Consider the following 15,015-nt stretch of genomic DNA (forward strand, 5'->3'; position numbering starts at 1 on the left):
CCGCGTCAGCTCATGCGTGCGATGATGCGACCGAGACGTTCAATGCCCGGTTCGATCCGGTCATTGCGGATCGACGAGAAGCCAAGCCGGAAGCAATTGGCATGGGTACCTTTCGTCATCGAGAATACGTCGCCCGGCTCGATCACCACGCCTTCTGCCAACGCGGCCGTGGCAAGTTCGGTGGCATCGCAGGCCGCCGGACATGTCACCCAATAGCTGGTGCTGCCGACGCCGCGCACGAAATCGCAACCGGCGAGATGCTTGGGCAGCAACTGATCGAGAATGCGTGCGCGCTCCAGTAGCACGCGTGAGACGCGCTGCAGATGCGAGCGGTAATGGCCAAGGCCGATGAACAGCGCCGCAACGCGCTGGTTGTTGAGCGGTGGATGCCGCAGCATTAGGCGCCGCAGCGCGCGCAATTCACGGATCACCGGCGCTGGTGCGGCGACATAGCCGAGCCGTAGGCCGGGCGCGAGCGCCTTCGACAGGCTGCCGACATAAAGCACGCGGTCGTTGCGATCGAGGCTCATTAGCGGCGGCAGTGCCGGCCCCTCCGAGATCAGCTCGCTCTCATAATCGTCCTCGATCAGGATGATGTCGCTCTCCTCTGCCTTGCGCAGCACTTCGAGACGGCGCTGCTCGGGCATCGCCACCGTGGTCGGGCATTGATGACCTGCGGTGACGTAAGCGAGATCGCAGCTCTCGAAGTTCGCATCGGGCACCATGCCCTCGCCGTCGACTGCGAGCGGCACGATATTGTCGGTCTGCATACCGAAAATGTTGCGGGCGTCGGGATAGCCGGGATCTTCCATGCCGACCCGGGTGCCCTGCTTCACGAACAATCGGGCGATCAGATACAGCGCATGCTGGGCGCCGATGGTCATCATGATCTCGTCCGGCCGCGCGCGAACGCCGCGGCGCGGCAACACCTGCAGCCGGAGCTGCTCGATCAGCGCCGGATCGTCCTCGTCGATCAGATCGCGGGCCCAGTTGTTGATCTCGGGCACGCTAAGTGCGGCGCGCGCACTTTCGCGCCAGTCATTGGTCGGAAACAGGCTTGGATCGAACTGCCCGAAGATGAAGGGATACGGATAGTCCTGCCAGTTGAGCGGCTTGACGATGTTCCGGTTGGCCGACGGCCGCACTGCGAAGCGCCCGGCCCAGCGCGCGGCGCCGGCCTCGTCGGGCGCCGCGCGGTCGTCGCGCTGGGTGCCGAGATGCTTGGGGAGGCCGGCCACGAAGAAGCCGCTGCGTTCGCGCGAAATGAGGAAATTCTGGTCGACCAGCTGCTCATAGGCGATCACGACGGTATTACGCGACACTTCGAGCAGTGTGGCCAGTTCGCGGCTCGACGGCATGCGCACACCAAGCGCCAGACGGCCTTCTTCGATGGCGGTACAGATCAACTGGCGGATCTGGAGCTGCAGGAAGGGACCGCGCCGGTCCAGCCCCTGGAACAGCGATCCCCAGAACAGCGCATCCCCAATGCCAGACGCTGCAGGACGCCCGTCTGCACGGGCGGCTTTCACTGAACCTCCGGGATTACCCATCGCGCCCTCCACACTCATCCCGAAACCAAAGCCGCACCCGTCTTCGGGCCTAACAGGATACTAAGCAAAAGCCGCGCCAAGGTGGACCGTCGGCACCGCGGGACTGGCCCCATTCGTGCATCCGATCTGGCGCTGGCTCGGAGCGATGCGAGGCCTCACGCTTCGATGACGGAATTTTGAGGGTGGTCCATTGAGCCAGGATACGATTGTTTTTTCGGCCCGCAAGATCGTGACCATGAACCCGTCACGCCCATCCGCCACGCATGTCGCAGTGCAGAACGGCCGGATCGTCGCAGTCGGCAGCTTCGACGAGATCGTCGCTACCAGCGGCGCCAAGGTCGACGACCGTTTCAAGGACAAGGTGCTGCTGCCCGGCTTCGTTGAAGGCCACAGCCACATCATGGAAGGCATGATGTGGTCGCTGCCTTATGTCGGCGCCTTCGACCGCCGCTCGCCCGAAGGCAAACTCGTCCAGGGCCTGCCGGATATCGATGCCATCGTCGCGCGGCTGCAGGAAGCCGAGGCAGCGATGACCGATGCCGAGGCACCGCTCTTCGCCTGGGGCTTCGATCCCCTGCATATCGGCAGCGTGTCCCTGACGCGGCAGGATCTCGACCGCGTATCGACCACGCGGCCGATCATGGTCGTGCATGCATCGTTCCACATCAGCAACGTCAACACTATCGTGCTGCAGCGCGCCGAGCTCGATCGCACCACCAATATTTCCGGCGTGGTGATGGGCAAGGACGGCGAACCATCCGGCGAAGTCCAGGGCATTGCCGCTCGGTTTCGCGTGTTCCGCGTGCTCGGCACTAATCCCCTGTCTGGCAATCTCACAGCCGATGACGTCAACCGCTACGCGGCATCGTCGTGCATTCAGGGCGTGACTACCATCACCGACCTGCACAACGATCTTGCTGACCTGACCATCGAGGTCTATCGCGCCGCAAGTCGGCGCGATGATTTCTCGGTGCGCCTGGTCCCGGCCATGGCCTCGGTGTCGCACAGCCCGGAACAGGGCGTCGAGAAGATCAAGACACTGAAGGCGTCGAACAATGACAAGCTTCACTATGGCATCGTCAAGCTGGTGGTCGACGGCTCGATTCAGGGCTTTACCGCGCGGCTGCGCTGGCCGGGCTATCACAACGGAGCGCCCAACGGGTTGTGGTACATCGCGCCGGAAGAACTGCCGTCCATCGTTGCAGCTTACCACAATGCGGGCATCCAGCTGCACATCCACACCAATGGCGACGAAGCCACCGAAGTGGCGCTCGATGCCGTCGAGGCCGCGCAGATCGCAAAGCCGCGGCCCGATCACCGCCATACGCTGCAGCATTGCCAGATGGCGGATGCTGCGCAGTTCAAGCGCATGAAATCGCTCGGCATGTGTGTCAACTTGTTTTCCAATCACATCTATTACTGGGGTGACTCGCATTACGAGCTGACCATGGGTCCGGAACGCGCCAACAGACTCGACGCCACCGGTACCGCGCTGCGCGTCGGCGTTCCCTTCGCAATCCATTCCGACGCCCCGGTGACGCCCCTGAGCCCGCTGTTCACCGCCTGGTGTGCCGTCAACCGCGTGTCGTCGAGCGGACGTGTGCTCGGCAAGGAGACCGAAGCGCTGACCGTCGAACAGGCGCTTGCCGCGATCACGATCAACGCCGCCTATACGCTGAAGCTCGATCACATCGTCGGCAGCATCGAGGCCGGCAAATATGCGGACTTCGCGGTACTTGATGAAGATCCGCTTGAAGTCGCGCCGGAGAAGCTCAAGGATATTGCCATCTGGGGTACCGTGGTCGGTGGCCACGTGCGGGAGGCGCCACGGGCATGACGGCAGCGTCATCAGCGAAAATTCCCGTGACGGTGGTCGGCGGCTTTCTCGGCGCCGGCAAGACGACCTATCTGAATCACCTCCTTCGCACCGGCTCCGCCCGCTATGCCGTGCTGGTCAACGACTTCGGCGCGGTGAACATCGACGCCGGCCTGATTGCCCAGCACGACGGCACCACCATGACGCTGACCAATGGCTGCGTCTGCTGCAGCATCGGCGGCGGCTTTCTGGATACGCTGGGCCGGATCCTCGACGACGCCATCCCGTTCGATCACATCATCATCGAAGCGTCGGGCGTCGGTGATCCCTGGCGCATCGCCGAGATCGCACTGGTGGAGCCGAGCCTGCGCCTGAATGCTGTGATCGTGGTCGCGGATGCATCCCGCATTTCAAAACTGCTGATCGACAGTCACGTCGGCGACACCGTGCGCGGCCAGTTCGATCGCTGCAGTCTCGTGCTGCTCAACAAGGTAGACCTGCTAAACCGCACCGCCGCCGATGCGGCCCGCGCCACGGTCGCGGCGCTGCGTCCCGACATCCAGATCATCGAGACGACGGAAGATACGCTGCCGGTCCTGCCGGACGGCGAGGTCAAAGCGACATCGCGCTTTGCCGCGACCGCCGTGAACGACAGCGTCGATCATGAAAGCGCGTTCCACCGCTGGTCGTATCGGCGCAGCGGCACGTTCGATCGTGGCCAGCTTACAGCAGCACTAGCCGCATTGCCGCCGCAGCTTTTGCGCCTCAAAGGACAATGCCGGATCGCCGGTGATGCGTCGCCAGCGCTGCTGCAGATGGTCGGGCAAGACTGGGCGCTGACACCCGCTCCCGCCGATATGACGGCTCAAAACGACATCATGCTGGTCGGCGTCGGCACCGACGCTCTGCCCGATGCCGCCGCGCTTGATGCCATTCTCGATGGCGCGCTGATCCAGGTTTCACAAACACACCCGACAACGGCGGACCTCAACCGTCGGCACGCTGCATTCACCCTCTGAGAGAAGGACCGACAAGATGTCTTCGATCTGGTCACGACGACCCCGTTCGCTGAAAGCGTCTCTTCTGGCCTGCGCTCTGGGCCTTGCCCTCGTCGCAACCGCCATCGCGCCAAGCGTCAAGCCGGCACTTGCCGCCGACGGCGGCACGCTGGTGATCGCCTCGACGCAGGTGCCACGCCACTTCAACGGCGCCGTGCAGTCCGGCCTCGCCACCGCGATGCCGTCCACGCAAATCTTCGCCAGTCCGCTGCGCTATGACGACAACTGGAATCCGCAGCCTTATCTCGCAAAGTCATGGGAGGTCGCGCCGGACGGCCTCTCGGTGACGCTAAAGCTGGTCGACAATGCCCTGTTCCACGATGGCAAGCCGGTCACGTCCGAGGACGTCGCCTTTTCGATCATGACCATCAAGGCGAACCATCCATTTCAGAGCATGCTGGCCGCCGTCGATAAGGTCGATACGCCCGACCCGCTCACCGCTATCATCCGCCTGAAGCATCCGCACCCGGCGCTGCTTTTGGCGATGTCGCCTGCACTGATGCCGATCCTGCCGAAACACGTCTATGGCGACGGCCAGGACATCAAGGCGCATCCCGCCAATCTGAAGCCGGTCGGCTCAGGCCCCTATCGCCTCACCGAATACAAGCAGGGCGAATATTACACGCTGGAGAAGTTCGACAAGTTCTTCATCACCGGCAAGCCCAAGCTCGACAAGATCGTCGTCAAGCTGGTATCGGATTCCAATGCCGCTGTGGTCTCGCTTGAGCGCGGCGACGTCAACGTGCTGCCGTTCGTCTCAAACACTCGCGACATCGAGCGCATCGAGAAGATGCCGAACGTCACCATCACCGACAAGGGCTTTGCCGGCGTCGGCCCGATCAACTGGCTCGCCTTCAACACCAAGAAGAAGCCGCTCGATGACGTGCGCGTGCGCCAAGCCATCGCCTTTGCCGCCAACCGCGAATTCATCACCGGCAAGCTGATGGGCGGCAAGGCGAAGACCGCCACCAGCCCGATCGCCCCGGGATCGCTGCTGCTGGAGCCCGGCGTCGAGATGTACAAGCTCGATCTCGCGAAGTCGGCGAAGCTACTCGACGACGCCGGCTATCCGAAGGCTGCCGACGGCACGCGCATGAGCCTCACCATCGACTACATCCCCGGTGACGAGGAACAGCAGCGCAATGTCGCCGAATATCTGCGCTCGCAGCTCAAGCGCGTCGGCATCAATCTGGAAGTCCGTGCCGCGCCGGACTTCCCGACCTGGGCGCAGCGGGTCTCGAATTGGGATTTTGACCTGACGATGGACAACGTGTTCAACTGGGGCGATCCGGTGATCGGCGTCAACCGCACGTACCTTTCGAGCAACATCCGCAAGGGCATCATCTGGTCGAACACCCAGCAATACAGCAACCCGAAGGTCGACGAGCTGCTCGCCGCAGGCGCGCAGGAGACGTCGCCCGAGAAGCGCAAGGCATTGTATTCGGAATTCCAGAAGATCGTCGTTAACGACGTGCCGATCTATTTCATCAACGGAGCGCCCTATCGCAACGCCTTCGGCAAGGGCCTCGGCGGTCTGCCGACGTCGATCTGGGGCATGATGTCGCCGCTCGACGAGCTTTATTGGGAAGTGCCGCCGAAGACCTGATGGTCTTCGGCTCACTCTGACGGTCCAGCACCATGAACCTCGCTCTTCACATTCTGCGTCAGGTGGCCAATGCAGTTGGCCTCCTTATCGCCGTGCTGGTCCTCAATTTCTGCCTGATCCATGCTGCGCCCGGCGATCCCGTTCTAGTGATCGCGGGCGAGATGGGCGGTGCGTCGGCCGACGTCATCGCTGCACTGCGGGTCAAATACGGCCTCGACAAGAGCCTGCTCGAACAGCTCTTCACCTATCTCGGCAGCGTCGCCACCGGCGACTTCGGCTATTCCTATTATTTCAATGCCCCCGTGACCGGCCTGATCGCCCAGCGCATTCCGGCGACGCTGTATCTGGTGCTGTCGGCGCTGGCGATCTCGGTGGTGATCGGCACGCTGCTCGGCGTCGTCAGCGCCCGCAAGCCGAACGGGCTGTTCAGCCAGGGCGTCACCATCATCTCGCTTGCGGGCTATGCCGCGCCGGTGTTCTGGACCGGGCTGATGTTGCTGCTGCTGTTCGGATCGGTGTGGCCGATCCTGCCGGTGACGGGCATGACCGACGTCGCGCGGCCCAAGGTCGGCTTCGCGCATGTCGTGGATATATTGCAGCATCTCGCGCTGCCCGCGACCACGCTCGCACTCGTCTTCATCGCGCAATATAGCCGGCTCGCCCGTGTCAACATGATCGATGCGCTGACGGCTGACTACGTGCGGACCGCCCGCGCCAAGGGCCTGCCAGAATTTATCGTGATCGGCAAACATGCGCTGCGCAACACGCTGATCCCGATTGTCACTGTCGCCGGGCTGCAATTCGGCCATCTGTTCGCGGGCGCCGTGCTGGTCGAGACGGTGTTCAGTTGGCCCGGCATGGGACGGCTGGTGTTCGAATCCATTCTGCGCCGAGATTATCCGACCCTGCTCGCCGTGCTGTTCTTCTCGGCAGTCTTGGTCATGGCCGCCAATATCATCACCGATCTGGTCTATCGCCTGGTCGATCCGCGCATCCGTTCGGGGGCCCGATGACCACAATCGAATCCACCGCCATCAAGCCCGATAGGACCGCGCTGCCCGTGAGCGCCGCGGCGTCGCCCACGATGGCCGCGCTGCGCCAGTTTGCCCGCAGCCCGGCGGGCGTCGTCGGCGCGGTTGTGCTGCTGTTTCTGATGCTCGCCACCTTGTTCGGGCCGTCGATCTACGGCGTCGATCCGCTCGACATTGCCGGCGCGCCCTTCACGCCGCCGGATGCGGACACCTGGCTCGGCACCGACTATCTCGGCCGCGATATCCTGGCGGGGCTGCTGCAGGGCGGCCGTGCCACGCTGACTGTCGGCGGCGTGGCAGCGATCATCACCATCGTGATCGGCGTCACCATCGGTTCGCTGGCCGGCTTCTTCGGCGGCCCCATCGACACGGCACTGACCAAGATCACCGAGTTCTTCCAGATCCTGCCACCGCTGCTGTTTGCCATGGTACTGGTCACTCTGTTCGGGCAGACGCTGACCACCGTGACCATCGCGATTGGCGTGGTGAGCTGGCCGTCTGCCGCGCGCCTGACCCGCGCGGAGTTCCTGCGCTTGCGCAATCTCGATTTCGTCAAGGCATCGCGCGCCGCCGGCGCGGGCAATGGTCACCTCATCCTGCGCGTCGTGCTGCCCAATGCGCTGCCGCCGATCATCGTCTCAGCGACGCTCGCGATCGGCGTGGCCATCCTGTTCGAAGGCGGATTGAGTTTCCTCGGCCTCGGCGATCCCAACACCATGAGCTGGGGCCTTATGCTTGGGCAGAACCGCAATTATGTGCTCAATGCCTGGTGGACCGTGGCGTTTCCCGGTGCTGCAATCTTCATCGCGGTGCTCGCCATCAGCCTGATCGGCGACGGCGTCAATGACGCCATCAATCCGCGCCTGCGGAAGCGAGGCTGAGCGATGCCCCCCGTTCTCTCCGTCAAGGATCTCAGCGTCTCGATGAACGGCACCAAGGGCATGGTGCCGGTGCTTGAGCATCTGTCATTCGACGTCGCGCAAGGCAAGACCATGGCGCTGGTCGGCGAGTCCGGCTGCGGCAAAAGCATGACCGCGCTCGCGATCATGCAGCTGTTGCCCGAAGACTTTCGCGTCACCTCCGGCAGCATTCTGCTGGATGGCGTCGAGGTTCTATCGGCATCACCCAAGGAGTTGCGCAGCCTGCGCGGCGACAAGATGTCGATGATCTTCCAGGAGCCGATGACGGCGCTCAACCCGCTCTACACGGTCGGTGACCAGATCGGCGAGGTGCTGCGTCAGCACCGCGGACTGAGCCGCCGCGATGCCCATGCGCAAGCGATACAGTTTCTCAAGGCGGTGCAGATCCCCGCGGCTGACAAACGCGTCGATGCCTATCCGCATCAATTGTCCGGCGGCATGCGGCAACGTGTGATGATCGCCATGGCGCTGGCCTGCAAGCCGAAGCTTCTGATCGCAGACGAGCCGACCACCGCGCTCGACGTCACCGTGCAGGCGCAGATCTTCGACCTGCTCAGCGAATTGCAGGACGACACCGACACGGCCATCGTGCTGATCACCCATGATCTCGGCGCCGTCGCCGAACTCGCCGACGATGTCGCCGTGCTCTATGCCGGCCGCTGCATCGAACAGGGCGCCGCACACGAGATCATCGCCCGTGCGCGGCATCCCTATACGCGCGGGCTGATGGCCTGCGTGCCGCATCTGCAGCTCGGCCGCATGAGCAACCATGCCTCGGCCGAGCTCGACGAAATCCCGGGTATGGTGCCGCCGCTCGGCGCACGCGGGCCGGACTGCGCTTTCCTGCCGCGCTGTGCCTTTGCCGGCGCGATCTGTCGCGCACAGCCGCAGCCGCCGCTCGATCGCATCGATGCCGGTGCCGCCGTATCGTGCTGGCGTCATCAGGAGATCACACCGTGAGCGATGGCTTGAATATATCTGCGCCCGCAGACGTCCTGCTCGACGTCAACGATCTCGTGGTGCACTTCCCGGCCGGACGCCGCGGCATGTTCGGTCCACCCTCGAAGGTCCACGCGGTCGACGGCGTGAGTTTTCGCGTCCGCCGCGGCACCACCTTCGGCATCGTCGGCGAAAGCGGCTCCGGCAAATCAACCACCGCGCAGGCGGTGATGCGGCTGATCCCGATGACCTCCGGCCAGATCGTGTTCGGCGGCGAGAACATCGCAGACTTCCGCGGCGAGAAACTGCGGCTGGCGCGCAGCAAATTCCAGATCGTGTTCCAGGATCCGTTCTCGGCACTGGATCCGCGGCGCCGCGCGGGCGATCTGATCCGCGAACCGCTCGATCTGCTCGGCATCGGCTCGCCACGCGAGCGCGAGGTCCGGGTCAAACAGCTTCTGGAGGAAGTCGGCCTGCCGCCGCAGGCGGCTGATCTGTTTCCGCATCAGTTTTCCGGCGGCCAGCGCCAGCGCCTCTGCATCGCACGCGCGATGGCGCCCGAACCCGACCTGATCGTCTGCGACGAAGCCGTCTCGGCACTCGACGTCGCTATCCAGGCGCAGATCCTGAACCTGCTGAAGAAGCTGCAGCGCGAGCGCGGCCTGACCTATATCTTCATCTCGCACGATCTCGGCGTGATCCAGCATTTCTGCGACGAGATTGCGGTGATGTATCTCGGACGCATCGTCGAACAGGCGCCGGCGCAGGTGTTCTTCTCGGCACCCTCGCATCCCTATAGCTGGTCGCTGATATCAGCCGCCGCACCGCCCGGCCCGCTGCGCGACCGGCTGAAGAAGGACTATCTGGTCACGGGCGATCCACCGAGTCCGGTGGATCCACCGCCCGGCTGCCGCTTCGTGCAGCGCTGCCCGTTCGTGGTGGAGCGGTGCCGTGACGAATTGCCGATCCTTCAGGTCGAGGCCGAGGAGCACTTCATCGCCTGCCATCGGACCGGCGAGATCGCCCCTCCGGATTTTGCATCCCTGTGAGCCGTCGCTGTGGGGCGTCCGCCTTGCGCCAATTGCTGTCACTCATATGTTCGTCGACGCTTGCAGCATGGCGCGCCTATTGCGCTGTCCCCATCCAAATCGGGCGAACCGTCCGATTTGGTACTAGGCGCAACTGGCCGACGCTTTCCAGATCACACCGCGCTCACCCTGGCCTGAGACATAGCTCCCGACATTGCCATGATCGCGCAATTGGATAGATTGCTTGCTCCGCCGGAAAGGGTGAAAGGTGGCATCCAAAGAAGGGCACAACCTATTGGACGATTCCGCGAACCAATGCGCGTATTGCGGGTTCACGATGCAATTGGATGCACGCTTTTGCGGTGGCTGCGGGCGGCCAAGGGCTGCTCCAACTGCGCTTGGCGTTCATGCACTCTCATTCCTGCAATCGCAAATCCCGCCAGAACTCGCTGAGCGTATCATGCGGTCCGGCACATCCATGCTGGGCGAGCGCAAACGTGTCACCGTCCTGTTTGCCGACATCCAGCGGTCGACCGAACTCATCGACCAGTTGGACCCAGAAGAAGCGCTGGAAGTTATTGGCCCAGTGCTCAAGCGGCTGATGGACGCCGTGCATGAGCACGATGGGTTGGTCAATCAGACGCGCGGTGACGGCATTATGGCGCTCTTCGGCGCTCCCATTGCGAGCGAAGACCACGCCGTCCAGGCCTGCCGCGCAGCACTGGCTGCGAGAAATGCGATCATCGAATTCAATCGTCTGCATCAGCGCTCGATCAGTATCAGAATTGGCCTGAATTCCGGACAGGTCATCATTCATTCGATCGGCAACAATCTGGCGATGAACTATGACGCCGTTGGAAAAACGGTTCACCTCGCCGCCCGAATGGAAGCGCTTGCCTCCCCTGGCTCGATCAAATTGTCGTCCGACACCTTCCAACTCGCGAAGGGCTTCATCAGCGCATTGCAGCTCGGGCCCGAACAAGCCAAAGGGGTCGCCGAGCCGGTGGAGACCTATGAACTGGTGTCGATGCGGCCGCGCACCCGCTGGCAGGCTCGCTCATCCGGCGGCCTCAGTCCGCTGATCGGACGTCGGACAGAATTAGATTTCCTCAAGAAACTGCTGGATAACGCCGCTGCGGGACACGGACGCGCGGTGACCATTGTCGGCCCTGCCGGGATCGGCAAATCGCGTCTGGTCCATGAGTTCATCGCCAGCGTTCCAGAAGAATGGCTCGTCCTGCAGACGACCTGCGCTTCTCAACGCGCGAACTCCAGCTACTATCCCGTCAGCACGTTGATACGTGAGCTCTTCGGCGTACGCGCCGAGGATAGCCCCGCCTCAGCTGCCAGCCGGACCAGCACCCGTGTTGCCCGCCTCGATCCAAATCTGCCCCCACATCTTCCGGCCATCCTCTCGCTCCTGGATCTCAACAGCGAGGACGAAGACTGGAAAAAGCTTGAGCCATCCGAAAGACGCAACAAAGTCATCGACGCCATGAAGACGCTCGTCTTCTCGCAGGAACGGTTGACGCCCTTGCTCATCCTGATCGAGGACATCCACTGGGTCGATGCCGAAACCCAGCTCATTCTGAACAGCATCATGGGGATGCTCGATAACGCCCGGGTCCTCGTGGTCGTCACGCAACGCCCGGAACGCATCTGGTCCGGCCGAGCGGTTGAACGCCTGGACATCGCGCCGCTCAGCGAACCGGACGGTGATCAACTGCTTGTATCGCTGTTGGGCGATGACGGAAGTCTGGGCTACATCAGACGACGTGTCCTCGCGAAAGCGCAAGGCAATCCACTCTTCGTGGAGGAACTGACCCAGGCACTCAAAGATACGAAGGTGCTAGTCGGCGATCCGGGCCGCTACAAAGTCAGCGATGGATCGTCTAATATCAAAATCCCCGAGACCATTCATTCCGTTCTGGCATCGCGTATCGACCTACTCGATCAAGCGACGAAATCGCTTTTGCAAATGTCCGCCGTGATCGGCAAAGACATCTCATTGATCCTGCTGTCCGGCATGGTCGGAACTGATCCCGACGAACTGGCTCCTCGTCTTCTGGCGCTGGAGTCGGGGGATTTTCTCAGAAAGGCCACTGCCTCCGGCACCGTCGAATATTCGTTCAAACATGAGCTCACGAGAGAAGTGGCCTACGGCATGATGCTACTCAGCGTCCGTCGCTATCTCCACGCCAAGGCGATCGAAATTATCGAGCTTCGATTCGCCGACCGTCTCGACGAACATATCGACCGACTTGCCGACCATGCGTTTCTCGCTGAGCTATGGCAAAAGGCAGTTCCGTATCAGTTACGGAGCTGCCGTCGAGCAATCAAGCGTGGCGCCAATCAGGATGCGATCGCCATTTACGAGCGTGGTCGCCAAACGCTGGCGCATTGGCCGCCGTCATCGAAGAAAACCATCTCTGAAATAGATCTGCATCTGACGGTGATTACGGCGCTCGAACCAATCGGCATGCATCAACGTATTGCCGACGTCTTGCGTGAGGCGCGCCGGCTGGCCGAAGAATCCCGGGAACCATGGCGGATTGCGGCGGTGAATTGTCAGTTGACAGTCGCACTCTGGAGACTTGGCTATCACGTCGAAGCCATGACCGCTGCCCAAACGGCACAGTCGATCGCAGAGAAGATCGGCCAACCCGTCCTAACCTTTGCCGCTCTCCACAATGTGGGCATCATTCACCATGAAACCGGCGACTTCACGCAATCGCTTGCGTATCACGAAAAATGTCTCGCGATCGAAACGCCAGAGATCGACGAGAGGCGCGCTGGATGGGCCGCGCTTCCCAGCGTGATGCTTCGGACTTTCATGGCCGATTCACTGATCGATCTCGGTGACTTCTCTCGCGCAGAGGCTCTTGCAAAAGAGGCAAGGCTGTTGGCGGTGGCGGCGAACCACTCGTATTCACGCGCCAACATTAATCATGTTTTTGGTCGGCTCCGGATCGCGCAAGGGCGCCCTGTCGAAGCGCTCGCGCTGCTGAATGAGAGCTGGCAGACATGCCTCGATCTTGAGATGAAACAGATGTACCCGGTCTTCGCGTCCCGGATGGGCGAAGCCTATCTCGCATTGGGCGATGTCGAATCTGCGCTCAACATCCTCGCAGTGCCTGAAAAGCTGGATATTCCGCTCGCTGAACACGCATTCGGCTGGCGCTTTCTGTTCATCGCTCAAGGTCGTGCTTTCCTTGCCGCCGGCCGCAGCAAGGAAGCCAAAGCCGTAGCTGAAAGAGCGCTAGCACTGGCGGAAGAGCGCGGAGAATTGCCGCAGCAAGTCTACGCCAAGAAGCTTCTGGGCGACATTGCCCATATTCTCGATACGAGCAACACGACCACCGCAGAACGATACTATCGCGAAGCGCTCGGTCTCGCCGAACAGTGCTCCATGCAGCCTTACACGACGCTCTGCAACGATGCGCTTGCCACCTTGGTTGCCTGAATCAGACCCTGGCTGCGAGCTCAATCGGCCAGGGTGCGGATAGCATTGATACCCGGCAGGAAAAAGTACGCCCCACCGCGCACCGCGACAAAGGGGCGAGGTTTTTCGATATGGAGATTGAACGGTCTCTGCTGAATGACGAGTTCATCTCCGTCATGGGCAACATGGCTAATCGGATCGGTCCCGACGGGCAGTCCCCCGAACTGAGGATTGTTCAGCCACGAATGCTGGATCATCTCGAACTGGCCAGCGATATCGGCGTTCAACGCGATGAACGCCGTCCCGCGCCGAGAACCCTTGCCGGTTGTCTCGTCCTGCTCGCCGCGCCTGGCTCCATACGGTCGGCCGCGCCTGATAATGCGATGCATCTTGGACAGCTTCAGTGCGACATCCGGGTCGGAGCCAATGGCATCGCGCGGATTGGCACGGCGAATATGCGCGCCAATCGGACAGGCCATCCCTGACTCGTCTTCGTAGGCGTAAAGAAAATCATTGCGTTCGGGTGCCGACGGTGAATCGGCGCCGGCACGCACCAGCGGCGCACCGTTGCGGTACCGACCGATCAGCCGTGCCGCAACCTCCTCTGTCGCCTCGACATCGGCTTTGCCATGCATTCGGGTAGCGATGCTGGCAACAAATTTCTCGAAGGCGTCCACGTCCTGCTCCAGTTGCCGGAACACCAGGTAGGTTCCGTTACGCAGCAGACCGCGCAGATTGGAGCCGGGCTTCACGGATTGGCTGCTGATGCGCTCCCGACGTTCATTGCGATAGCCGAGCACAAATTCGCCTGGCTTGACCAGGGAGATGCGGCGGTCTTTTGCGCTCAGGACCCTGTCTCTTTCGCCACTGTCCGCGGGGGTGTGACAAGACTTGGCTTTTTTCTCGTTCTTGGCGTTTTCCTCGCTTCGGATAGCCAGGGGCGACCCCTCGATGATCGGCTGCGAGATGCCGTCGACGAAGCCGAAATGCTCCTTGGCATCGTCATAGAGGCGGCCATGGACGATGACGGGCCGGCCGTTGCCTTGGTCACCAGTCACAACAACGTCAGCAACGCCGTTCATCGCGCGCTGCTCCGCCTGGACTAGGGCCTGCAACACATGTTCTTCGGATGCATAAAGCAACAGCATGCCGTGCACCTCGGCGGACGGGCCCCATCCACCCCACTCCCATCGGCACGGTGAGCTTTCTCCCGCGTCGCCGAGAAGGCCGGAGCGTCGGGGCATCCGTCTGCCAGACGTCGGCTTCGGCGCCATGCCTTCGAGAAATTCCACGGAGAAGTCCGACAGCTGATGCTCGTCGAGATCTAGCTCCTGGAGGCCGCTGGCAGTGATGGCCAGATTGATCGCCGTCCGATCGCCAACACGCATGGCCTTAAGTGCCCGGATGTTCGTCGGCGGTAACTGCAGATCCGTCGCGCCGTCATCTTCCCCCTCAATCCTGTCCGCGCGCATCAATCGCTCGGCCAGATCGCGCAGCCAGCGCTTGGCAGCATCCCGCTGGCCTGGAAGAAAGTGCCAGGCCACATAGGCGGAGTACGGCAATTGCGGATAGCCGCTTAACAGCAGCCCCTGCACATCATGCCATTCGATTTTTTCCGTGTTCAT

At 62.2% G+C, this 15,015-nt stretch carries 10 protein-coding genes; 8 read left to right on the forward strand and 2 right to left on the reverse strand.

The annotated features are described in order from the left end of the window. Positions 1 to 5: 5 nt before the first annotated feature. The gene (gene pdxR, locus AB7828_RS09680) at positions 6 to 1,550 is read right to left on the reverse strand and encodes a MocR-like pyridoxine biosynthesis transcription factor PdxR (RefSeq protein WP_120288722.1); all 1,545 of its coding nucleotides are present in this window, start codon (positions 1,548 to 1,550) and stop codon (positions 6 to 8) included. Between the two features lie 235 nt (positions 1,551 to 1,785). Between pdxR and AB7828_RS09685 the strand changes: the two genes are divergently transcribed. The 8 genes from AB7828_RS09685 to AB7828_RS09720 all read left to right on the forward strand — a co-directional run bounded on the left by AB7828_RS09685 (position 1,786) and on the right by AB7828_RS09720 (position 13,411). After that, entirely contained in the window at positions 1,786 to 3,387 is a 1,602-nt protein-coding gene (locus AB7828_RS09685) for an amidohydrolase (RefSeq protein ID WP_439063108.1), read from the forward strand. Next, positions 3,384 to 4,385: a CobW family GTP-binding protein gene (locus AB7828_RS09690; RefSeq protein WP_175366951.1), complete on the forward strand. Its 1,002-nt coding sequence runs from the start codon at positions 3,384 to 3,386 to the stop codon at positions 4,383 to 4,385. The genes AB7828_RS09685 and AB7828_RS09690 overlap by 4 nt, the downstream gene beginning before the upstream one ends. Before the next feature lie 16 nt (positions 4,386 to 4,401). Further along, entirely contained in the window at positions 4,402 to 6,030 is a 1,629-nt protein-coding gene (locus AB7828_RS09695; RefSeq protein WP_441230015.1) for an ABC transporter substrate-binding protein, read from the forward strand. A gap of 32 nt (positions 6,031 to 6,062) precedes the next feature. Then, complete coding sequence (locus AB7828_RS09700; protein WP_441230016.1) at positions 6,063 to 7,043, forward strand: ABC transporter permease; 981 nt, start codon at positions 6,063 to 6,065, stop codon at positions 7,041 to 7,043. Then, entirely contained in the window at positions 7,040 to 7,942 is a 903-nt protein-coding gene (locus AB7828_RS09705) for an ABC transporter permease (protein WP_089266329.1), read from the forward strand. Before AB7828_RS09700 ends, AB7828_RS09705 begins: the two co-directional genes overlap by 4 nt. 3 nt (positions 7,943 to 7,945) lie before the next feature. Continuing rightward, on the forward strand, positions 7,946 to 8,941 hold the full coding sequence (locus AB7828_RS09710) for an ABC transporter ATP-binding protein (RefSeq protein ID WP_439057457.1): 996 nt from the start codon (positions 7,946 to 7,948) through the stop codon (positions 8,939 to 8,941). Next, positions 8,938 to 9,969 (forward strand): ABC transporter ATP-binding protein, encoded by a 1,032-nt coding sequence (locus AB7828_RS09715; RefSeq protein WP_441230017.1) that lies wholly within the window; start codon positions 8,938 to 8,940, stop codon positions 9,967 to 9,969. Before AB7828_RS09710 ends, AB7828_RS09715 begins: the two co-directional genes overlap by 4 nt. A 247-nt stretch (positions 9,970 to 10,216) precedes the next feature. Further along, positions 10,217 to 13,411, forward strand: a complete 3,195-nt coding sequence (locus AB7828_RS09720) for an ATP-binding protein (protein ID WP_441230018.1) — start codon at positions 10,217 to 10,219, stop codon at positions 13,409 to 13,411. A 20-nt stretch (positions 13,412 to 13,431) separates the two neighbouring features. Here the strand turns inward: AB7828_RS09720 and AB7828_RS09725 are convergent, their stop codons facing one another. Next, entirely contained in the window at positions 13,432 to 15,015 is a 1,584-nt protein-coding gene (locus tag AB7828_RS09725) for a Dyp-type peroxidase (RefSeq protein WP_441230019.1), read from the reverse strand.

It is taken from the genome of Tardiphaga sp. 215_C5_N2_1 (genome assembly GCF_052076055.1).
GTDB lineage: Bacteria > Pseudomonadota > Alphaproteobacteria > Rhizobiales > Xanthobacteraceae > Tardiphaga > Tardiphaga robiniae.

Bases quoted from the DNA above. Each gene is read 5' to 3' on its own strand.
- pdxR (WP_120288722.1), bottom strand. From the start codon at position 1,550: ATGGGTAATCCCGGAGGTTCAGTGAAAGCCGCCCGTGCAGACGGGCGT.
- AB7828_RS09685 (WP_439063108.1), top strand. From the start codon at position 1,786: ATGAACCCGTCACGCCCATCCGCCACGCATGTCGCAGTGCAGAACGGC.
- AB7828_RS09690 (WP_175366951.1), top strand. From the start codon at position 3,384: ATGACGGCAGCGTCATCAGCGAAAATTCCCGTGACGGTGGTCGGCGGC.
- AB7828_RS09695 (WP_441230015.1), top strand. From the start codon at position 4,402: ATGTCTTCGATCTGGTCACGACGACCCCGTTCGCTGAAAGCGTCTCTT.
- AB7828_RS09700 (WP_441230016.1), top strand. From the start codon at position 6,063: ATGAACCTCGCTCTTCACATTCTGCGTCAGGTGGCCAATGCAGTTGGC.
- AB7828_RS09705 (WP_089266329.1), top strand. From the start codon at position 7,040: ATGACCACAATCGAATCCACCGCCATCAAGCCCGATAGGACCGCGCTG.
- AB7828_RS09710 (WP_439057457.1), top strand. From the start codon at position 7,946: ATGCCCCCCGTTCTCTCCGTCAAGGATCTCAGCGTCTCGATGAACGGC.
- AB7828_RS09725 (WP_441230019.1), bottom strand. From the start codon at position 15,015: ATGAACACGGAAAAAATCGAATGGCATGATGTGCAGGGGCTGCTGTTA.